This window comes from Paraburkholderia sp. SEWSISQ10-3 4 (assembly GCF_030464785.1).
Classification (GTDB): domain Bacteria; phylum Pseudomonadota; class Gammaproteobacteria; order Burkholderiales; family Burkholderiaceae; genus Paraburkholderia; species Paraburkholderia aspalathi.
Genome location: NZ_JALPRI010000004.1, coordinates 193,796 through 213,421, shown reverse-complemented (window position 1 = coordinate 213,421; position 19,626 = coordinate 193,796). Strand labels below are relative to the sequence as shown.

Annotated in this window: 18 protein-coding genes and 1 pseudogene; 8 read left to right on the top strand and 11 right to left on the bottom strand. The window is 62.6% G+C overall.

The genetic code is table 11. The features are described from left to right. Window positions 1-5: 5 nt before the first annotated feature. From M0D68_RS12205 to M0D68_RS12195, 3 genes are read right to left on the bottom strand one after another with little or no spacing between them, the layout of a single operon-like run. A complete protein-coding gene (locus M0D68_RS12205; protein ID WP_200619439.1) occupies window positions 6-653 on the bottom strand; it encodes a GntR family transcriptional regulator in 648 nt (215 codons plus the stop codon). Then, complete coding sequence (locus tag M0D68_RS12200; protein WP_200619440.1) at window positions 650-2,020, bottom strand: aspartate aminotransferase family protein; 1,371 nt, start codon at window positions 2,018-2,020, stop codon at window positions 650-652. The genes M0D68_RS12205 and M0D68_RS12200 overlap by 4 nt, the downstream gene beginning before the upstream one ends. 40 nt (window positions 2,021-2,060) lie before the next feature. Next, window positions 2,061-3,410, bottom strand: coding sequence for a glutamine synthetase family protein (locus M0D68_RS12195; RefSeq protein ID WP_211701581.1), 1,350 nt, complete (start codon window positions 3,408-3,410; stop codon window positions 2,061-2,063). A gap of 184 nt (window positions 3,411-3,594) precedes the next feature. Here M0D68_RS12195 and M0D68_RS12190 point away from each other — a divergent pair, with 184 nt between their 5' ends. The 5 genes from M0D68_RS12190 to M0D68_RS12170 all read left to right on the top strand — a co-directional run bounded on the left by M0D68_RS12190 (window position 3,595) and on the right by M0D68_RS12170 (window position 8,137). Continuing rightward, the gene (locus M0D68_RS12190; RefSeq protein ID WP_200619442.1) at window positions 3,595-4,632 is read left to right on the top strand and encodes an AraC family transcriptional regulator; all 1,038 of its coding nucleotides are present in this window, start codon (window positions 3,595-3,597) and stop codon (window positions 4,630-4,632) included. A 198-nt stretch (window positions 4,633-4,830) separates the two neighbouring features. After that, window positions 4,831-5,724, top strand: coding sequence for an N-carbamoylputrescine amidase (gene aguB, locus M0D68_RS12185; protein ID WP_266224350.1), 894 nt, complete (start codon window positions 4,831-4,833; stop codon window positions 5,722-5,724). Window positions 5,725-5,815: 91 nt separating this feature from the next. Continuing rightward, window positions 5,816-6,847 carry a histone deacetylase family protein gene (locus tag M0D68_RS12180; protein WP_266224349.1) on the top strand — a complete coding sequence of 344 codons (1,032 nt, stop codon included), beginning with the start codon at window positions 5,816-5,818 and terminating at the stop codon, window positions 6,845-6,847. 145 nt (window positions 6,848-6,992) lie between these two features. Continuing rightward, window positions 6,993-7,616 carry a glutathione S-transferase family protein gene (locus M0D68_RS12175; RefSeq protein WP_266224348.1) on the top strand — a complete coding sequence of 208 codons (624 nt, stop codon included), beginning with the start codon at window positions 6,993-6,995 and terminating at the stop codon, window positions 7,614-7,616. A 140-nt stretch (window positions 7,617-7,756) separates the two neighbouring features. Further along, window positions 7,757-8,137: a hypothetical protein gene (locus M0D68_RS12170; protein ID WP_234475165.1), complete on the top strand. Its 381-nt coding sequence runs from the start codon at window positions 7,757-7,759 to the stop codon at window positions 8,135-8,137. A 100-nt stretch (window positions 8,138-8,237) separates the two neighbouring features. Here M0D68_RS12170 and fabV read toward each other — a convergent pair whose 3' ends face one another. After that, complete coding sequence (gene fabV / locus M0D68_RS12165; protein WP_266224347.1) at window positions 8,238-9,434, bottom strand: enoyl-ACP reductase FabV; 1,197 nt, start codon at window positions 9,432-9,434, stop codon at window positions 8,238-8,240. Between the two features lie 150 nt (window positions 9,435-9,584). Here fabV and M0D68_RS12160 point away from each other — a divergent pair, with 150 nt between their 5' ends. Continuing rightward, window positions 9,585-12,113, top strand: coding sequence for a penicillin-binding protein 1A (locus tag M0D68_RS12160; RefSeq protein ID WP_266224345.1), 2,529 nt, complete (start codon window positions 9,585-9,587; stop codon window positions 12,111-12,113). A 50-nt stretch (window positions 12,114-12,163) separates the two neighbouring features. Here the strand turns inward: M0D68_RS12160 and M0D68_RS12155 are convergent, their stop codons facing one another. Both M0D68_RS12155 and M0D68_RS12150 read right to left on the bottom strand, forming a co-directional pair. Continuing rightward, the gene (locus tag M0D68_RS12155; RefSeq protein ID WP_266224343.1) at window positions 12,164-13,519 is read right to left on the bottom strand and encodes an MFS transporter; all 1,356 of its coding nucleotides are present in this window, start codon (window positions 13,517-13,519) and stop codon (window positions 12,164-12,166) included. Between the two features lie 145 nt (window positions 13,520-13,664). Beyond that, window positions 13,665-14,783 carry a porin gene (locus M0D68_RS12150; RefSeq protein WP_200619447.1) on the bottom strand — a complete coding sequence of 373 codons (1,119 nt, stop codon included), beginning with the start codon at window positions 14,781-14,783 and terminating at the stop codon, window positions 13,665-13,667. A 450-nt stretch (window positions 14,784-15,233) separates the two neighbouring features. Between M0D68_RS12150 and M0D68_RS12145 the strand changes: the two genes are divergently transcribed. Further along, window positions 15,234-15,554 carry a hypothetical protein gene (locus tag M0D68_RS12145; RefSeq protein WP_244179322.1) on the top strand — a complete coding sequence of 107 codons (321 nt, stop codon included), beginning with the start codon at window positions 15,234-15,236 and terminating at the stop codon, window positions 15,552-15,554. A 30-nt stretch (window positions 15,555-15,584) separates the two neighbouring features. Here M0D68_RS12145 and M0D68_RS36620 read toward each other — a convergent pair whose 3' ends face one another. The 3 genes and pseudogenes from M0D68_RS36620 to M0D68_RS12135 form a co-directional block, all read right to left on the bottom strand. Continuing rightward, the gene (locus M0D68_RS36620) at window positions 15,585-16,016 is read right to left on the bottom strand and encodes a cupin domain-containing protein (RefSeq protein ID WP_308187589.1); all 432 of its coding nucleotides are present in this window, start codon (window positions 16,014-16,016) and stop codon (window positions 15,585-15,587) included. A gap of 105 nt (window positions 16,017-16,121) precedes the next feature. Next, a pseudogene (locus M0D68_RS36615) lies at window positions 16,122-16,292 on the bottom strand (NAD(P)H dehydrogenase); the annotation flags it as partial. A gap of 67 nt (window positions 16,293-16,359) precedes the next feature. Beyond that, complete coding sequence (locus tag M0D68_RS12135; protein ID WP_266224339.1) at window positions 16,360-16,797, bottom strand: carboxymuconolactone decarboxylase family protein; 438 nt, start codon at window positions 16,795-16,797, stop codon at window positions 16,360-16,362. 142 nt (window positions 16,798-16,939) lie between these two features. Between M0D68_RS12135 and M0D68_RS12130 the strand changes: the two genes are divergently transcribed. Next, window positions 16,940-17,044: an alcohol dehydrogenase gene (locus M0D68_RS12130; protein WP_266224337.1), complete on the top strand. Its 105-nt coding sequence runs from the start codon at window positions 16,940-16,942 to the stop codon at window positions 17,042-17,044. A gap of 25 nt (window positions 17,045-17,069) precedes the next feature. Here the strand turns inward: M0D68_RS12130 and M0D68_RS12125 are convergent, their stop codons facing one another. Then, window positions 17,070-18,005, bottom strand: coding sequence for a hypothetical protein (locus M0D68_RS12125; protein WP_266224335.1), 936 nt, complete (start codon window positions 18,003-18,005; stop codon window positions 17,070-17,072). Between the two features lie 227 nt (window positions 18,006-18,232). Next, window positions 18,233-19,501: a threonine/serine exporter ThrE family protein gene (locus M0D68_RS12120; protein ID WP_093633694.1), complete on the bottom strand. Its 1,269-nt coding sequence runs from the start codon at window positions 19,499-19,501 to the stop codon at window positions 18,233-18,235. Window positions 19,502-19,626: the final 125 nt, after the last annotated feature.

Here is a 19,626-nt window from a genome sequence, read left to right as displayed (position 1 = left end):
GGACCCTATAAACACTGCGCGCGCAAACAACTCGCCGCATGACTCAGATCGTCCTCGATCGCGCGTCGCACGCCGGCCGCATCCCGCGCCTTCGCGGCGTTCAGCAAGTCGTCGTGGGCATCGTTGAGCGTGGCGGCGAACTGCGCGTCGCCAAACAACAGATTCGAAATCGGCCCGACCTGTAGCCACACCGTTTCGATCAACTCGAGCAAAAGCGGCGAGCCGGCCGCGCGGTAGAGAATCAGGTGAAACGCCTCGTTGGCGTCGAGATAGCCCTTGGCGTCGGCGATCCGCAAGGCCTGCACCATCTGCGCATTCAGTTTTTCCAGCGTTTCCAGATCGTGCTCGCTGAGATGCGGCACGCCCAGTTCGGCGGCCTGGCCTTCGAGAATCAGGCGCACGCGCAGCACGTCGTCGAATTGTTCTTTCGACAGACGTGGCACCGTCACGCCGCAATTGGGCACGTTCACCAGCGCCGATTCGGCGGCGAGGCGCTGCAAGGCGGAGCGCACCGGCATTTCGCCCACGCCGAGTTCGGCGGCGACGTGACGGATCTTGATGCGCTCGCCCGGCACGAAGCGCCCGATCGTCAGCCACTGCCGTAGCGTTTCGTAGGTCTGGTCCTGCAGCGTGTGATGGCGCGAAGTTTTCATAAAGCTCGACAGGTCAGTTCCGCAAGGCAGGCGTCGAATGTGGAAACCAGTCTGTCGACGTCGGCCGCCGACGTGTCGGGGCATACCAGGATCATGTTGTGAAACGGCGTGATCAGCACCCCGCGATTGAGCAGGTACAGGTGCAGGATGTGCTCCAGTTCCGGGTCGAGCTGGCGGCCGGCTTCGTCACCGTTGCGCGGCGGCGTCGGCGTGAACTGGAATTCGGTGCGGGCGCCGACGCGCGTTACGCACCACGCGAGGCCGTGGCGTGCGATCGCATCCTTCAGACCGGTCTCGATTCGCTCGGCGAGCGCGAACATGTGATCGTAGGCGGCGTCGGTCATGACCTCGGCGAGCGTCGCGCGGATCGCGCTCATCGCCAGCATATTCGCCGTGAGGGTGGTGCCGATGCCTGAGTGGCCGGGCGGTGCGCTGCGCTTGGCGTGCTGCGCGCGGGCCGCGAGCTCCGCGCTGAACCCATACACCGCGCACGGAAAACCGCCGCCCACCGGTTTGCCGAGGATGAACAGATCGGGTTCGAGGCCGTACGCTTTCGTGTAACCGCCGGGGCCGCAGCTGATGGTGTGGGTTTCGTCGATCGCGAGCAGCGTGCCGTAGCGGCGTATGAGCGCTTGCGCTTGCCGCCAGTAGTCAGGTTCGGGCAGCACCATGCCGATGTTGGTCATCGCGGGTTCAGCCAGCACGCAGGCCACTTCGCCGTCTTTCAGCGCGTTTTCCAGCGCGGCCAGATCATTGAACTCGATCACGTGCGTGGTGCCGAGCAGGTCGTGCACCTGGCCGATCAGGCTGTCGCGCTGTTGCGGCTGGCCGTCGATGAGATCGACGAACACGTCGTCCACGGTGCCGTGATAACAACCGTTGAAGATCAGGATCTGTTTGCGCCCGGTCGCCGCGCGCGCCCAGCGCAACGCAAAGCGGTTGGCGTCGCTCGCGGTCATCGCGAACTGCCAGTAGGGTAGGCCGAAACGGCGCGCGAGTTCTTCTCCGACCCACGCGGCATCCTCGCCCGGCAGCATGGTCGTCAAACCGCGCTCGGCCTGGGCTGCCAACGCGCGGGCCACGGGCGCTGGCGAGTGGCCGAACATCGCGCCGGTGTCGCCGAGGCAGAAGTCCGCGTAATGATGACCGTCCACGTCGGTAAACGCGGCGCCGCGTGCTTCTTCGACATAGAGCGAGAAGGGCGTCGACCAGTCGTTCATCCAGTGCAGCGGCACGCCGAACAACAGGTGGCGCGCGGCGCGTTCGGACAGCGCGCGCGATGTCGGCATGGCGTCGGCAAACGCGCGGCGTTCGCGTTCGACGAGCGCCTGTGCGCGCTCCCAGTTGATACCTTGGCGAGTATTCAAATCCAGCTTCTCCGATGACGTTTCCATAAGCCGCCCGCACTCACACGAGCAGTTGCAGATGCTCGCGCTCCCACGCGGTAATGCCTTGCGAGAAGGTTTCGAACTCCTTTTCCTTCACCGCGCAATAGGCCTGCACGAACTTGTCGCCGAGCACGTCCGCGAGTTCGGTGCACTTGAGGAGCGCCTTGAGCGCATCTTCGAGACCGCGCGGCAATTCGTATTCGAGATCGTAGGCGCTTTCGATCATCGGCGCCGACGCTTCCTGCTGCTCCACCATGCCGAGATAGCCGCAGGCGAGGGTGGCCGCCATCGCCAGATACGGATTGACGTCGACGCCCGGCACGCGGTTTTCGAGCCGCCGGCCGTCCGGTCCGGAGTTCGGCACGCGGATGCCGCAGGTGCGGTTGTCGTAACCCCAGCGCACGTTGATCGGCGCGGCGGTGAAGCGCGACAGGCGCCGGTAGGAGTTCACGTAGGGCGCGAACATCGGCATGGCTTGTGGCATGTACTTCTGCAGGCCCCCGATGTAGTTGAAAAATAGCGGGCTCGCCGTTCCATCGGGCAGCGAAAAGATGTTTTCGCCGGTTTGACTGTCGACGATGCTCTGATGAATATGCATCGCGCTGCCGGGTTCATGTTCCATCGGCTTGGCCATGAAAGTCGCGAAAATGCCATGACGGAAGGCGGTTTCGCGCACCGCGCGCTTGAACAGGAACACGCGGTCGGCAAGATCGAGCGCATCGCCGTGCGAAAAATTGATCTCCATTTGCCCCGCGCCGACTTCATGCACGAGCGTTTCGACGCCGAGATGCGTGGTCTCGCAGAAACGCGAGAGGTCCTGGAAGAACGGATCGAATTCGTTGACGGCGTCGATCGAGAACGACTGGCGGCCGGCTTCGCTGCGCCCTGCGCGACCGAGCGGCGGGCGCAGCGGTTCATGCGGATTCTTGTTCTGCGCGATCAGGTAGAACTCCATCTCCGGCGCGACCACCGGGCGCCAGCCTCTTTCCTCATAGAGCTTCAGCACACGCCGCAACACCGCGCGCGGTGAAATGCCGATCGGTTTGCCGTCGAGTCCGACACAATCGTGGATCACGACCGCGACCTGTTCGATCGCCCACGGTACGAGCCGCACCGTGTTGGGATCGGGGATGCAGACCATGTCGGGATCGCTCGGCCCGACAAAGCGCTCGAAATCCGCGAACTCGCCGTTGACGGTGATCATCAGCAGCGCGTTCGACATGTGCATCTTGCCTTCCGAGAGAAACAGGTTCTTCGGCACGATCTTGCCGCGCGCGACGCCTGTCATGTCCGGTATCACGCACTCCACTTCATGGATGCGGTGATGTTCCAGGAATTCACGCAGGTCGTCGCGTAGGTCGCTTTGCAAGGTTGACTCCAGTCGGTTGATGAAGACGGCGCGAAGCGCGGCTGCAAACCTTGCGCGAACGAGCCTGTTCGGAAAAGCTGGGTATTTTGCATCATGAGATTTGATCAAATCATCGCACGGATTTTCCCTTTTGGGAAATTTGATCAAATATCATCGGTTGATCGAGGGAACCTGAGAATCACCCATGACCGATGCACCGTGCTCGCCACGCCCGTCGCCGGCCCAATGCGTTGCGACCTTGCATACGATTGCCGCCGCCGTCTCCTTGCTGGAGCGGCAGGGGATTGGCGCTGAGGTGTTGCTGGCGGGAAGCGGCGTTAGCGAGGGCGATTTGCGTCAGCCGTCCGGGCTCGTCACGCACGCGCAGGAACTGATCGTGTTCGCCAACGCGTTGCAGGCTTGCGGCGATACGCGCATCGGCCTCGATATCGGCCGCGCCATGCATATCTCGAGCTACGGCATCCTCGGTTACGCGATGCTGGTGAGTCCCACGCTTGGCGACGCGCTGCAGTGCGCCCAGGACTTTCCCCTACTGCTTGGAAGCTACTTCAAGGTATCGCTGCGCCGCAACGCAGATGTCGCGGCGATCGTCGCGGCCGATTACCGCTACCGGCCGGATCTCGCCGTGATCAATACGGACATGTGTCTCGCGTCGATGTGGGCGGTGGTCTGCGACGTGCTGTCAGCGCGGCGCGCGCCATCCGCGCTCGAGGTAACGTTCGGCGCACCGGCTCACGCGGACGCCTACGAAGAGCGGATCGGCCAACGCGCCACCTTCGACGCTGCCGAAAACGCGCTGATTTTTCCGGCCAGCTGGCTCGACGAACCGCTGCCCCTCGCCGAGCCGGTGAGCTATCTGATGTCGCGTCAGCAATGCGCGCAACTCGAGCGCGAATGGGCTACCGCGGCGGGCAACGACGTCACGGCGCGCAGCCTGCGCCTGCTGTATTCCGACCCACGCCGCTACGGTTCACTGCGCTCGCTCGCCGATGCGCTGTGCGTGTCGGAGCGCACGCTCCGACGGCGTCTCGCGGGCAGCGGCTCCGCTTTCCAGGCGCTGCTCGACCGCGTGCGCCACGATCTCGCGCTCGACTACCTGGTGCGTACGCGGCTGTCGATGTCGGATATCGCCGAGCGGCTCGGCTATAGCGAAACGGCCGGATTCCGGCACGCGTTTCGCCGCTGGACCGGCCGTTGTCCGAGCGACTATCGCTGCGCGTAGCTTGCGGTTTTCTGCCCTGAGTCCTTTTGAGCGCACGGTGTCAGCGGCGCGACTACGTTCTTTCGTCGATCCAGTTCCAATGTCACGTCGGCCCGGCCAGATTGGCCACATTTATCCCCTCGATGACCGTTTCCCCGTTATCGCCCAGCCGCGTTCCTCGGGCAGAATTTTCCCAGAGGAAAACAGAGGAGACACGAGATGCGAGCAGTCAGCGTGGCGGCAATCCAGTTGGCCGTACCGGGATGGGATCACGAAGCAAATCTCGCGCAAGCCGAGCGCCTGGTGCGCGAAGCGGCGGCGCAGGGCGCGCAGGTGATCCTGCTGCCCGAGCTTTTCGAGCTGCCGTACTTCTGCACCGAACAGGATTCAAAGCACTTCCGCCATGCGCTGCCGTTCGATGGCCATCCCGCCATCACGCGCTTTAGCCGCGTCGCGGCTGAGTTGAACGTGGTGCTGCCGATCAGCTTCTTCGAGCGGGGCGGCAACGTCTTCTACAACACGGTGGCGATGATCGATGCCGATGGCAGCGTGCTCGGCCGCTACCGCAAAACCCATATCCCCGATGGTCCAGGCTACAGCGAGAAGTACTACTTCACGCCCGGCGACACGGGCTTTCGCGTCTGGCCGACGCGTTACGGCACGCTCGGCGTCGGCATCTGCTGGGACCAGTGGTTTCCGGAAACGGCCCGCGCAATGGCGCTCCTCGGCGCTGAACTGCTGTTCTATCCGACTGCGATCGGCAGCGAACCGCAAGACGCTTCGCTCGACAGCAGCGCGCACTGGCAACGCGTGATGCAGGGCCACGCAGGCGCGAACCTCGTGCCGCTGATTGCTGCGAACCGCACCGGCCGCGAGCAGGGCCGCGACTTTCCGCAGCGCTATTACGGCTCGTCGTTTATCGCCGATCAGTACGGCGAGCAGGTGCAGAAAGCTGGGCGCGACGAGCCCGCGATCCTGCTGCATCGTTTCGATCTGGATGCGGTCGCCGCGACTCGTCATGCATGGGGCGTGTTTCGTGACCGGCGTCCAGCCTGCTACGGCATCCTTGCGACGAGCGATGGCGAGCACCGTACACAAGAGCAGGTATCTTGAGTGTCGTATTCACGGGCGTGGCCAACCTCAACGCGTTAAACGACGTATCAAGCGACGGATTCGAGCAACAAGCATCCTGAGGAGACATTGCATGTTGACTGTGTATAGCGATCGGCACCGGCTGCATCATGGCCATGCCGAATTGATCGACGGCGAAATGAAGCCTTGCTTCGAGATGCCGAGCCGTGCGGATTTCATCCTGGAACGGGTGCGCGAGACGAAGCTCGGCGACGTGATTGCGCCCGCATCGTTCGGACTCGATCCCGTGCACCGTATTCACGACAAGGGCTTCATTGCGTTTCTTGCCAGCGCATGGGACCAATGGAGCGCGCTCGGCCGCAAGCACGACGCGCTGCCGCTCATCTGGCCGGTGCGCGGCTTGCGCCAGGATCGCGTGCCGGAAGATATCGACGGTAAGCTCGGTTATTACTCGATGGATGCGGGTGTGCCGATCACCGCGGGCACATGGGCTGCCGTGAGCGATGCGGTGGATGTCGCGCTGACGGGGGCGCGCCACGTGAGGGAAGGCGCGCGCGGTGCGTTCTCGTTGTGCCGGCCGCCTGGGCATCATGCCGCGGCGGACTATATGGGCGGTTACTGCTACATCAACAACGCGGCGGTGGCGGCACAGTCATTCCTCGACGCGGGCGCGAAACGCGTGGCGGTTCTCGATGTCGACTATCACCACGGTAACGGCACGCAGAGCATTTTCTATCATCGTTCGGACGTATTGTTCGCGTCGCTGCATGGCGATCCGCGCACCGAGTATCCGTTCTTTCTCGGGCACGCGGACGAAACCGGCGCGGGTGCGGGTCTCGGCTACAACGCGAACTTCCCGCTGCAACCGGGTACGGCATGGGCGGACTATGCGGTGGCGCTCGACGCGGCTTGTGCGCGTGTTGCTGATTACGCGCCTGATGCGCTGGTGGTGTCGCTCGGTGTCGATACTTTCGAGGAAGACCCGATTTCGCAGTTCAAGCTGCGCAGCGCTGACTATCTGCGCATTGGCGAGGCGATCGGACGATTGGGGAAACCGACCTTGTTCGTGATGGAAGGTGGCTACGCGGTCGCGGCGATCGGGGTCAACGCCGTGAATGTGCTGACGGGTTTTGAGTCGGTTTAACTGACCCTCTGTCGTGACGCAAGCTGGCCCAGTGCGCAATGTGCGAAGTGTCTATGTTCGCTTTATCGCGCTATCGATACGCTACGATTCGAGCCGGATTCCCGGTGACTTTATCTATAGCGACTGAACGAGCGGCCCCGATCCTATGCTTCAGATACTAGGCAAAGCTTCATCCATCAACGTGCGCAAAGTACTGTGGACGTGTGCCGAACTCGGCCTGCCGTTTGAACGGGAGGACTGGGGTTCCGGATTCAAGGCGACTGATGTGCCCGAATTTGTCGCTTTGAATCCTAATGCCATGGTTCCGGTGATCAAGGACGGTGAGTTTGTGCTGTGGGAATCCAACTCGATCATCCGTTACCTGGCCGGCCGCTATGACGGCGAGTTTCTGTATCCGAGCGATCCTTGCGAGCGCGCCAGGTGCGATCAATGGATCGACTGGCAGGCGAGCGAGCTGAACCGGGCGTGGAGCTACGCGTTTCTTGCGCTAGTCCGGCACTCGCCGGCTCACCAGGACCGTCAGCAGATTGATCTGTCGTGTGCGAACTGGGCGCGGCATATTGCAATCGTCGACAGGCAACTGGGAACGACCGGCGGCTTCATCGCTGGTTCGGCGTTCTCGCTTGCGGACATTCCGATCGCGCTTTCGATCAACCGTTGGCTTGAGACGCCATTGCAGCATGCCGATTTTCCTGCGCTGACGGCTTATATGGAGCGTCTTGTCACGTGTCCCGGCTATCTGGAGTACTGCCGCAACGGCACACCGTGAGCAGTTCGTTCTCAGGTAATGGCGGCGGCCCTGGCATCAAGGGGTCAATTCGCACGCGACGCTTACAAAAAAGCCTGCGCAGTACTTACAAAAACCTAAGTGTCGAGTGCTTCTGCGCGCCACGATCCGAGTCGCCTACAATGGCCGCTTTTGCGACACAGATTGAAGGTTTAAAGATGCGGGTATCGAAATTTGCACTGGCTTTGCTGACGGCCTGTTTTACTCTCAACGCAAGCGCCGAGATGACGGCCGCGCAATACAAGCTCTGGGCTCATACCGACAACAACTCGGTCTACGCGGCGTACATCACCGGCACGATCAATGCGCTGGGGTGGGCGAACGGGGACCTGGTGTCGAAGAAGCGTCCGCCGCTGTTCTGCCCGCCGCAAAACCTTGCTATCGGCAATCAGAACGTCTACCCGTTACTCGATCAGTTTTTCACCAACCATCCAAGCATCTCGGACGACTTCCCGATCGGGCTCGCCATTCTGCGCACGCTTCAGGGGGCGTTTCCCTGCTGATACGCCGGATGAGCTCAGCCACGACGCCATCTTGAACGCGTCTACTGCTCATACAGAAAACGCACTGCTTGCGGGGCCGTAAAGACCCCGCAAACGAACCTCACATCTGCACAAGCCCAGGAATCTGCACGTCCGGATTGACGTCGGCTTCATAGTCCACGCCGGCGATCTCGAATCCGAAGAGACGCAGGAAGTCGGTCTTGTAGCCGCTGAAGTCGGTGAGCTCGTAAATATTGTCGTTGGTCACCTGGGTCCAGAGTTCCTGAACGCGCGCTTGCACTTCGGGATCGAGCTCCTTGTAGTCCGCGCGCAGACGGCCTTCCTCATCGATGTGCGGCGTCGTGCCGTACATGCTGTCCTTGTATAGCCCGTAGACCTGCTCGATGCAGCCTTCGTGCGTGCCCTTCGCCTTCATCACCTTGAAGAGCAGCGACAGGTACAGCGGCATCATCGGGATCGCGGAGCTCGCCTGCGTCACGACCGCCTTGAGAACCGAAACGCGTGCATCGCCGCCCTTGGCCGCCAGTTTCTCGCGGATGCCGAGCACCTTCTCATCGAGATCTTTCTTGGCCGCGCCGATCGAGCCGTTCCAGTAGATGTCGTGCGTGATCTTTTCGCCGAGGTAGGTGAACGCGGTCGTCTTCGCGCCGTCGGCGAGCACGTTGGCCTCGAGGAGGGCGTCGATCCACATCTGCCAGTCTTCGCCGCCCATCACCGCGACGGTGTTGTCGATTTCGGCTTGCGTAGCGGGTTCGAGGACGGTTTCCTTGATGACTTCCTTGTCGGTGTCGATGCCGCGCAGGTTGACGGCCTTGCCGACCGGCTTCAGGGTCGAGGTGAACACTTCGCCGGTTTTCGGATGCGTGCGCTTGGGCGCGGCGAGACTGTAGACAACCAGGTCGACCTGACCGAGATCGCGCTTGATGACTTCGATGGCGCGTTGCTTGACTTCGTCGGAGAAGGCGTCGCCGTTGATGCTGGTCGCGTACAGGCCTTTTTCCGTGGCGAATTTCTCGAAGGCGGCGGTGTTGTACCAGCCTGCGGTGCCGGCTTTGGTTTCGCTGCCGGCGCGCTCGAAGAACACGCCGAGCGTGGCCGCGTCCGAGCCGAACGCGGCGCTGATGCGGGCGGCGAGGCCGTAGCCCGTGGAGGCGCCGATCACGAGCACTTTTTTCGGGCCATTGGCGATGGGGCCGCGTGCCTTGACGTATTCGATCTGTTCTTTGACGTTGGCTTCGCAGCCAACCGGATGGGTCGATACACAGATGAAGCCACGCACGCGCGGTTTGATGATCATGAAGCACCTCTTGTCAGAATTGCCGACATTATAGTGGGCTTGGGTTTCTGCCTGTGCGCGGCGTCTGGGTTTGTCGCTCTGCGACGCAAAAATCGGCCTTCGCCCAGCATCTTGGTAGGATTCAGCCTTTCCCAGCAGACGGTAGCAAGTGTGAAGCGCCTGATCACCTCATTCTTACAGACCCTTGAAAAAGGGCTAACCCGGGCGAACCAGCCCATCGTGCGGGGCCTCTGGCATCTGCGCCATCCCACGCTGCGCGGCGTGGCATGGGCCTGTGCCGCGAGCCCGGTGCTGCTGGTTCTGTATGTGCTGATCCTGATTCCGTTCACGCCCAGCATCGGCGACATCCGCAAGGCGAAAATCGAGCAGCCGGCGCAGATTCTCTCGGCGGACGGCAAACTGCTGGCCGAATTCAAGCCCTCGAACCGCGAGTGGGTGAAGCTCAAGGACATCTCGCCGAATGTGGTGAATGCGCTGATCGCCACGGAAGACCACCGCTTCTACCAGCATTTCGGGCTCGATTGGCGCCGCACGGCGTCCGCCGCTCTGCACACGTTTTCCGGTGACCGGCAGGGTGGCTCGACCATCACCCAGCAACTCGCCCGCAACCTGTATCCCGACGAGATCGGTCGCGCCCCCACGCTGACCCGCAAGATCAAGGAGGCCATTACGGCCTTCAAGATCGAGGCGCTCTACACCAAGGACGAGATCCTCGAGACCTACCTCAATACGGTGCCGTTCCTCTACAACGCGTACGGCATCGAGATGGCGGCGCGGACCTATTTCGACAAATCGGCCGGCGACCTGAATGTGCTGGAAAGCGCGACGCTTACCGGCATGCTCAAGGGCAATAGCTACTACAACCCGGTGCTCAACCCGGAACGTGCCCTGCAACGGCGCAACACGGTGCTGGCGCAAATGGTCAAGTACGGCAAGCTCACGCCCGCGGCCTACGCAACGCTTTCGCGCCGTTCCTTGCGCATCGATTTCGAGCGGCAAACCGAGCCGCCCGGGCCCGCGCCGCACTTCGCGCAGCAACTGCGCAAGTGGCTCGCGGCATGGGCCGACCGCAACGACTACAACATCTATTCCGATGGCCTGGTGGTGCGCACCACCATCGATTCACGCCTGCAGACCATGGCCACTCAGGCCGTGACCTTGCAGGGCAACCAGTTGCAGGGCATCGCGAATTCGGCGTGGGGCACGCGCGCGGGTTGTGCGAACGGCCGTGACCTGCTGCAGACTTTCCTGCGCGAAACGCCCGACTATCGCGCCGCAAAAGACGCCGGCCTGACGGATGACGACGCGATGAAGCGCGTCTCCTCCGACCGCGACCTGGTGAAGAGCGTGTGCGAGTCCAAGACCCGGGTGCAGGCGGACTTCCTCGCCATGGACCCGCGCAACGGCCAGATCAAGGCATGGGTCGGCAGCCGCGACTTCAGCCAGGACCCGTTCGACCACGTCCAGCAGGCGCGGCGCCAGCCGGGTTCGACCTTCAAGCCGTTCGTCTACGCTGCGGCCTTCGAAGACGGCGCTAAACCCAGCGATACATTTATCGACAAGCCCGTCGAGATTCCGCTGGCCGGCGGCGAAGTCTGGCGTCCGAGCGACGAAGACGAGCCGAGCGACCGGGCAATCAGCCTGCGCGACGGCCTCGCTTATTCCCGCAACCGGATCACCGCCCAGTTGATGGAAACGGTCGGTCCGAGCAAGGTCGCGAAGCTGGCGCGCGCCATGGGCGTGCGCGACAGCGAACTCGACCCGGTGCCGTCGCTCGCGCTCGGCACGAGCCCGGTGACGCTGAAGGAGATGGTCTCGGCCTACGGCACGATCGCGAACCTCGGCGGTTACGTGGAGCCGGTGATGGTCACACGCATCGAAGACCGTAACGGCGAAGTGCTGGCCGAGTTCGGGCCGGCATCGCCGAAACAGGAGTTGCCGGCCGACGCCGCCCGCACGCTCGTCGATGTGATGCGCGATGTGGTGAGCCGCGGCACGGGTTCGAGCATTCGCAGCCGCTTCGGCGTGCGTGGCGATGTCGCGGGTAAGACGGGTACCACGCAGGGCAACGCGGACGGCTGGTTCATCCTGATTCAGCCGCAGCTTGTGGCCGGGGCGTGGGTCGGCTTCAACGACAGCCGGGTGACCTTGCGCAGCGACTATTGGGGCCAGGGGGCGCACAGCGCATTGCCGATCGTCGGCGACTTCTTCCAGCGCGCGCAACGCTCGAAGCTGGTGGACAGCCGCGTCAAGTTCGCGACCGACGAGGAGCCGGGCTGGTTTGCGGAACGCTCAGGCAGACTGCGCGAGTGGTTCCAGCATCTGTTTGCAGCGTCGCCCGCGAAGACTGAGGCGCCGGTTGTGATGCGCAATACGACGCGCCATGCGCCTGCTGTTGCGACTGCACCGACGTCCGCTGCATCGGCAGCCGCGGCGCCTTCTGCAACTGCTGCTGATGTCGAACCGCGTGCGTTGCCGCCTCAGCCGCCGCTCCTGCAAGTACCGGCATCATCGGCTGCGCCTGCAAACAGGGCCGTCGACGGCGAGGTGCATGGCAACGGCGAGCCGGCTCTCGCGCCTACGCCCACGCCGGACGACGTGCTGCCGCCGGACGCTGGCGGCGCGGCGAACTCATTCCCGAGCGTGCCGGCCAGCGCGCCGGGGAGCGCATCGCCCTGAGGTTCGACCATCCCGGGCCGCATAGCTAAGTTGGCGCTTCGCAGACGCAGCTAGGACGGCCTGGCAACTTTCTCCCGGCCTGCCGCGCCGGCATCCGGAAGACTGCACGACGCCTCGAGCGATGTGTCGTGATGCAGCAGAAGCACGGCGGCCACGCCGACGAGTCCCGCGCCCGACAGACACAGCAGACCGGCGCCGAAGCCGCCGGTGCTGTCCTTGATCCAGCCCATCGCGTACGGGCCGAAAAATCCCGCCAGATTGCCGAGAGAATTGACCGCGGCGATACCGCCCGCCGCCGCCGCGCCCGAGAGGAACGCGGCCGGCAAGGTCCAGATCACGGGCAGGCAGCCGAAGATGCCGAAGCCGGCAATCGAAAGCGCGATCATCTTCTGCACCGGATTGTCGAGCCCGGCCGCCGCCGCAATGCCGCCGGCCGCGACCAGCAACGCAATCGCCACGTGCCATTTGCGTTCGAGCTTGCGGTCCGAATGCCGTCCCCAATAGATCATGCTGACCACGCCGACGATGTAAGGCAAGGACGTCACGAAACCGGTCTGCAGGTTGGTGAGACCGAAGGACTTGACGATCTGCGGCAGAAAGAAACTGAGGCCGTAGTTGGTTGCGTTCGCACCGAAATAGATGAGCGCGACGGCGAGCACACGCGGATTGAACAGCGCTTCCTTCACGCTGAACGTGCGCACGGCCTCACGATGCTCGCGTTCCTGAGCCTGACGGGCGACCAGCCAGTCACGTTCGTCATTGGCAAGCCAGGTGGCGTCCGCCGGTTTGTCGGTCAAATAGAACAGCACGCAGAACGAGAGCACCAGCGCGGGCAGCGCCTCGATCAGATAGACCCATTGCCAGCCGGCTAATCCACCGCGTCCATCCATCGAGAGCAGGGCGCCGGAAATCGGGCCGCCGATTACCGTGGAGAGCGGAATCGCCGCCATGAAATAGCCGACCACGCGGGCACGATAGGCGGCGGGAAACCATAGCGTCAGCAGAAAAATGATGCCGGGGAAGAAACCCGCTTCGGCCACGCCCAGCAGAATGCGCAAGCCATAAAACACGTGCGCGGGCGAGAGGCCGGTCATGCGTGCGATGTCCGGGATATAGGCCATCGCGCCGGCAAGGATCCCCCACGTGAACATGATCCGGGCGATCCAGCGTCGCGCACCGAATTTCTCGAGCAGAAGATTGGAAGGGACTTCGAAGAAAAAATACGCGATGAAGAAAATGCCGGCGCCGAAGCCGAACGCACTGGCCGACAGACCAAGCGCCTTGTTCATCTGCAGTGCAGCAAAACCGACGTTGACCCGGTCGAGATAGGCAATGAAATAGCAGACGATCAGGAACGGTACGAGCCGAACCGTCACGCGGGTTATGGTGCGTGCTTCGATATCCATCGACGTCTCCTCCGGTTCAGCGTCCGGTCTGTTTGCTTGATGTGCATACAGACTAGTCGGTGGAGCGCGATTCCGAAAGTGTTTTGCCTCGGGAGCGCCCGCCGCCAGGCGACGCTCCCGCGTCACCCGGCGGTGGCGATCCGTCTTAGAACCGATGCGTCATACCCACCGTTGCAAGAATCTGCCTGGTTCCGGGGGCGGTCACGGTCACGCCCGGCCAGCTCACCGTCGCGGTGCCGTTGTTCTTCATGTAGCCCGCCCGCATGTAGAAACTCGTACGTTGGGAGATCGAATGGTCGGCGCCCACTTCGATGCTCGACGTATTGTCATGCGCGCCGCGCACGCTGCGCTGAACGCCGGCAATCGTGATCGTATCGGCCGGGGTTGCCTGAATTGTTGCGCCCAGTTCTGCAATGCTCAGCGAATGGCCGGTGCCGAGGTGCGCGGCCAGCGACCCAGGCGCCGGGTCCTGCGCGCGGTTGTAAGAATAGTTGAACTGTAAGTTCACGATGCCGATCCGGTAGGCGAGCGCGCCGATGAAGTGCTCGGTGCCCAGCAGGCTCAGCGACGTGGGCAGGCCGGCGATGGTTTCCTGTCCCGGATGCTGGTTCACATAGGCAAGACCCGCGTAGAAACCGTAGCCCGAGTAAGTGGCCGCGACGTTCAGCATGTTGCCGGTCGTGGCCGGTATAGGCTGGCTCACCGTGGCGGAGAACGCATACATGCCGTACAACTTCAGGCCTTTCATATCCGGCGATTGATACATGATCGAATTGCTGGCGCGCCCGGAATCGTATTGCGTTGACAGCGTGTTGCGGTCGACTGCGAGGACGTTGGCCGAGAACGGCGACAACACTTCGTTCGCGCGAAACGGATCGGACGGATAGATGACCCGGAAACTCGGCTCGTACTGCCGTCCCATGGTCAACGAACCGTATTGGTCGTGGCTCAGGCCGACCCATGCCTGACGATAGAAGAGCGCCGAGGTGTCGGCGAACAAGCCGCCGTTGTTCACGTTAAAGCCGGTTTCGACGTTGAACTGCGCCTTCAGGCCGCCACCAAGGTCTTCCGTGCCCTTCAGCCCGAACAGGGAGCCCGTCGAGCCGCCGCTCTTTTCGGCATACGAATGCACGCCGCCGTTGTCGAGATACTGGATGTTCGCGTCGACGACGCCGTACAAGGTCACGCTCGACTCGGCGGCCGCGGCGCCACCAGCGGCAAGAATCAGCGTGGCTCCGCAAACGCCGTGATTGATAAAACGCATGCATGTCTCCTCTTTTTATATCCGCCTGCTGCGGACTCGATTGCACAGTCTTGCTGCGGGGTTATCGCGGGTAGGGTTCTGCGACCCGAATCCTGCGCACCGCAAAATGGAATGACCGTGCTAATTTCGGTCAACTGGCGGAATAAAGCCAGTGCATTGTTCGTATGAAGAGAGTGCAGAAATTGCATGAAACGGAAGAGGCGCAAAAACAGGGTTTAGGCCCGCGGGGACGCGATGTTGATCCGTTATGCCGTGGACTTGCGGAGTCCCTACCTGGCGTGGACTACGGGCGATTGTTCAGGCGTGTGCAACAGTGTTTTCGGGTGACGAGGCTGATCTGACGCGCCTGATTGCGCATAATTTCGAGATTGGAAAAATGGTTAAAAAATGTGGGCGAATATGTTCAACCATATGTCAGATTCCGTGCTCGATCAGGAGCGAGCGTCCGAAATGCCGCAGAGCGGAAGCTTGTTGTCGAACCGGGGGCGGGCGCTCATCGCTGCAGTGGTCGCGTGCGCGAGCCTCGTGGGCTGCGCGTCGACGACCGATGTCGTCACGACCGACAAACCCGGCACTTACACGGTAGCGGCGAGCGCGACCGGCGGGAAGATGGCCTGGGCTCGCGCGCATGAACACGCGATAAGCGAGGCGCGCGACTACTGCGAGCGTCGCGGCATGCAGAGCAGTGTCACGACTGAAACGGTGAGCGGCGTGGAGATGATGACCGCGCACGCGTCGTCAGTGAATTTTGAGTGTCATCCGAAGTTCTAGGCGGGCGCGGCTGCAGCTCACGTTACGCGTTTATTGCTTGTCGAACGTCACCAGCTTTTTATCCTTTGTGTCCGCCACAAAAATGGCCAGCAGCTTCGCGGGTTCGGTATCGCTCGCGTTTTCGCCGACCGTGTGATGCGCGCCGGGCTTCTCGGTCCAGGATTCGCCCGCATGAAACACGTGCTCCTCGCCATTGTTGATACGACTGCGGATCGCACCTGACAGCACGTAGCCGACCACAAACGCCTGCCCATGCCGATGCGGTAGCGACTTCCCGCCCGGTGGGTAGTCGACGACAAGCGCCGTCATCGTTTTACCCGGAACGTTGGCGATCGCCTCAGTGAACGCGGGCGTAATCGTCTCGCGTCCTGCGGCCGTATCCGCGCCGAAGACGGTTGGCGAGAGTCCCGCGAGGGAAAGACCGGCGAGCGCTACTGTCGCCGTCAGCGTACGAATTTTCATGCGGCTACTCCTGGCTGAGTGCCAGAACATCGCTGTCCTGTTCCAATGCTGAGGCCGATTCCGGCTTCGCCGTGCTTTCATGGCAGGCGTGCGCTCATGCGACGGCGTGTAGGTCGCGATGGCGAATGCTTCGTTCACATGCGGCGGCGTATCGACTGTGACGTCGAGGTAGTCGACCTCGATATCCAGACCTTCTTCACGCAGGCGCTCCAGAAAATGCTGGCTCAACGCGCGCGAGTTGGATCGCTCGCGTTTGGCGCTCGCGTCGACGTGCATGATTTTCATGACTTGTTTCCTTCCGGGTTATGCAGAAAGGGGGCGCTGGGATAGGGCGGCGGCGCGCTTAGGCCGGGATCTTGCGAAACGCGATCGAAAAACGGTTCCATGCGTTGATGGCGGACACGAGCAGCGTCAGGTCGACCAGTTCCTCGTCGCTGAAGTGCGGGCGAACGGCTTGCCACACGGCGTCGGGTATGTGTTCTTGCGACACCAGCGTGAGCGCTTCGGTCCATTCGAGCGCCGCGCGTTCACGGTCGGTGAAGAAGGGCGTTTCACGCCACACCACGACGGTGGCGAGACGCCGTTCGGACTCACCGCCTTTGCGGGCGTCGGTGGTGTGCATGTCGACGCAGAATGCGCAGCCGTTGATCTGCGAGGCGCGCAGACGGACCAGTTCGGTGAGCGATTTTTCGAGGGCCGATTTGCCGATGCGTTCTTCGACGCCGAGCATCGCCTTGATGGCAGCGGGGTTGGCTTTATAGAAGTCGAGACGTTGTTCCATGATTCACTCCTTGGGGTTGGACCCACTTCGTGGGCCGATGAGTGAAGATTAGGCGCTCGACTGGTGTTATTAAATGACCGATTTTGTCTATTTTTAGGTAGCCACTGTGTCGGTGTGCCATGGGTGGCTACAGTGGGTGACAATGCCCGCGGAATCGTTCGCCCGCGTGGTGATCTTCGCGATGGGCCAACCGGGCGATGCCGGCCTGAACGAAATCCTGTTCAGGCCGGCCCGTCAGGCGCGTTGAGCCGGGCGGTTCTGCGGGATCCGACTCAGATGTCTTCCGCGTAGTCGATACCGGTCAGCACACCCAGATGAGCAACGGTAGTGAAATGCGCCTCCTCGTTCATATCGATGTCCAACTCGCGCACATTGCCGCCCAGATCGGTCACGAATGCACGGCGCCCGCGGGAGTCCAGAGATACGCCAATCCCTTCTTTCAGCTCGCGGGCGAGCACCTGGCGATCAACCAGTCCGGACGCTGTGATTCTTGCGCGATTCAGGGTATTGCCGTCATGCGTATCGTCGCCACGATCCGTCCAGTAAAGCATGGTGTCGCGCTGATCGATATCGAGATCGATGGGCTCGGGCAGATCGGCCAGCAAACATTCGATATCCGGGCGCCGATCGGGTGTCGCGCCAGGCGGCAGCTCAAGGCCCGCCCTGAAGATGCGGCCCTCGCCGGCATCCGGCGCGCCCTTTTGTGTCCAGTAGACATGCCCGTTTGCCTTATCCAGGACGATGCCTACGCAATGGCGCTTCGCGTCGTGCGTATCGTCCGGGAAGTTTCCGGTGCGGACGAGTTCAGTGACCTCCGAGCCGTCCAGCCGCGCGCGCATGACCCGCATGCCTTCGCGATCGCACCAGTACAGGTGACCACCTTCCTTATCCAGCACGATTTCCTTGGGCGTTCCGGCCTTACCGGAAGGCACCAGCACCCGATGCCCGGTTCCGTCGAGCTTCGCGCTTTCGATCGTGCCGTCGTTCGGGGGAACGGCGCCTGAAGCCGGATCGCCGTCGACCAGATGGATGCCGGTTCCCATGTTGGTCCAGTAGACCATCTGGCTTTCAGCATCGACCTTGATGCCGTCGGGCGTGCGCGTGAGGTTCGCGAGAACGACCTCGTGTGAACCGTCCGGCGACAGAGCGATGATTGCCGGTGGACGTGCCTGCAGGACATACAGCGTACCGCCATTGTTCGTAGCCACAGTAAGTACCCTCCATCAGGTGTCGATAACCGTTGTCGTACTGGCGGAGTCGATGCGCAGACCCGCCGCTGCTGAACCATTCCCGACAGACTACCGTAGGTTGTGCGAGAACTTCGTGACGGTTGTTGCTCCGAGCGAAAGGGACAGTCGCATGGTTGTCGCCCGGAAGCTGCCTACTTTTCGGATCAGGCAACAAGCATTCGCCGCGGTTTGGGTCTGAAGGTCCTTCAAAACGCCGAGCGCGCCGTCGCGAACCGCGCATACAGCATGCGAGGCAGAACCAGTCCCACGGTCATCGCCAGGATAATCAGGAACGCCGTGGCGCCGTTCGCAACGAGGGCCGGGACAAGGTCGGCCGACGCACGCGGTCCGATGGCGACCAACTCAAGCAGCGTGCTTGCGGCACGGAACAGGTAGAAGCCCGGCATCATCGAGACGACCGCGGAGAAGCCGACGGCGGCGAACGGCAGGCGCAGGCGATCGACCAGCGGCGCGACGATCAGGCCCACCAGAAGGCAGGCGAAAAACGCCGCTATCGCAGCGTTGGCGCTCAGGATCGAGACGAGCGCCCAGCGCGCGGCGTGCGCCAGCATGCCGACGGCGATTGGCAGCGGCAGCAGGCGCCACGGCATCGAAAAGAAAGTCCCGAAGCTCGCGACCGCGCATCCTGCGGCGAGGACATCGGCCGCGAAGGGCGCGGGCGCGGCCGCGGACATCCCGGCCTGAAGCGCGCCGCCGCTGGCGGCCGTCCCGATCAGCAGGCCCGTACAGATCATCAGCACGATGAGACCGGCATAGGTCAGCCGCGCGACACCCAGGGTGATCCGGGTGCGTGCAAGATCGATCGCACCGTTGAGGATATGCGGGCCGGGAACCAGCACCATGCAGGGGCAAAACGCGACGAGCGATTGCGCGTCTGACAGGTGGAAGCGACCCGCGAGGGCGCCGATCACACCGGCGAGCGTGGCCGCGGTCAGCGGTTCGAGGAAAGGGTCGCTGCCAAGCTTTGCCTGCCAGCGACGGATCAGGGCCCCCGCGCCTGCGCTCAGGGCGATCAGCGCCAGGCTCGCCGCATCGTACACGCCGTAGATCACGCCGAGCGACGCAGCGCCGATGGCCGCGAAGAGAGCAAAGCGGAGTACCGCGACGGGTGGCATGCGCTCTGCCGCTACGAGCGCCGGGCGGGCGTCTGTGGTCGACATGGCGCCGTCGCACACCTGATGCACGATTGTCTGGACGGCGAGTACCTTGCCCATGTCGACGCCTAGCGGCGCGGCCGGGACAATTTCCGAGAAGGAGGTGTGGTCAAGCTCGACCACGAGTTCGTCCCAGTGTGGCAACACCCTGACCGGTACGCCAAGGGTGCGCCCGAACTGCTGCGCCGCGACGACCGTCCTTTCCGTGGTCTGCCCGTGCGTGAATAGCAGTGAGGCTGCCAATGAGACGGTGTCCACTTCGTCTATGGGGCCTTGGCGAGGGAGGGCGTCTTGGTTCATGCCGGCTCAAAGGATTGTGTCGGTCTGGATGTTCGGGATCGCGAAGCTGGATGGGCGTCGCGGGGGCACCGTCAGCGTTGTTCAATATCCTTTGATAGTAGTGAGTGCGGCGCAGGGTGACTATT

Coding starts and splice junctions, on each gene's coding strand:
- M0D68_RS12205 (WP_200619439.1), bottom strand. CDS start 653: ATGAAAACTTCGCGCCATCACACGCTGCAGGACCAGACCTACGAAACG.
- M0D68_RS12190 (WP_200619442.1), top strand. CDS start 3,595: ATGACCGATGCACCGTGCTCGCCACGCCCGTCGCCGGCCCAATGCGTT.
- aguB (WP_266224350.1), top strand. CDS start 4,831: ATGCGAGCAGTCAGCGTGGCGGCAATCCAGTTGGCCGTACCGGGATGG.
- M0D68_RS12180 (WP_266224349.1), top strand. CDS start 5,816: ATGTTGACTGTGTATAGCGATCGGCACCGGCTGCATCATGGCCATGCC.
- M0D68_RS12175 (WP_266224348.1), top strand. CDS start 6,993: ATGCTTCAGATACTAGGCAAAGCTTCATCCATCAACGTGCGCAAAGTA.
- M0D68_RS12170 (WP_234475165.1), top strand. CDS start 7,757: ATGGCCGCTTTTGCGACACAGATTGAAGGTTTAAAGATGCGGGTATCG.
- fabV (WP_266224347.1), bottom strand. CDS start 9,434: ATGATCATCAAACCGCGCGTGCGTGGCTTCATCTGTGTATCGACCCAT.
- M0D68_RS12155 (WP_266224343.1), bottom strand. CDS start 13,519: ATGGATATCGAAGCACGCACCATAACCCGCGTGACGGTTCGGCTCGTA.
- M0D68_RS12150 (WP_200619447.1), bottom strand. CDS start 14,783: ATGCGTTTTATCAATCACGGCGTTTGCGGAGCCACGCTGATTCTTGCC.
- M0D68_RS12145 (WP_244179322.1), top strand. CDS start 15,234: ATGCCGCAGAGCGGAAGCTTGTTGTCGAACCGGGGGCGGGCGCTCATC.
- M0D68_RS36620 (WP_308187589.1), bottom strand. CDS start 16,016: ATGAAAATTCGTACGCTGACGGCGACAGTAGCGCTCGCCGGTCTTTCC.
- M0D68_RS12135 (WP_266224339.1), bottom strand. CDS start 16,797: ATGGAACAACGTCTCGACTTCTATAAAGCCAACCCCGCTGCCATCAAG.
- M0D68_RS12130 (WP_266224337.1), top strand. CDS start 16,940: ATGCCCGCGGAATCGTTCGCCCGCGTGGTGATCTTCGCGATGGGCCAA.
- M0D68_RS12120 (WP_093633694.1), bottom strand. CDS start 19,501: ATGAACCAAGACGCCCTCCCTCGCCAAGGCCCCATAGACGAAGTGGAC.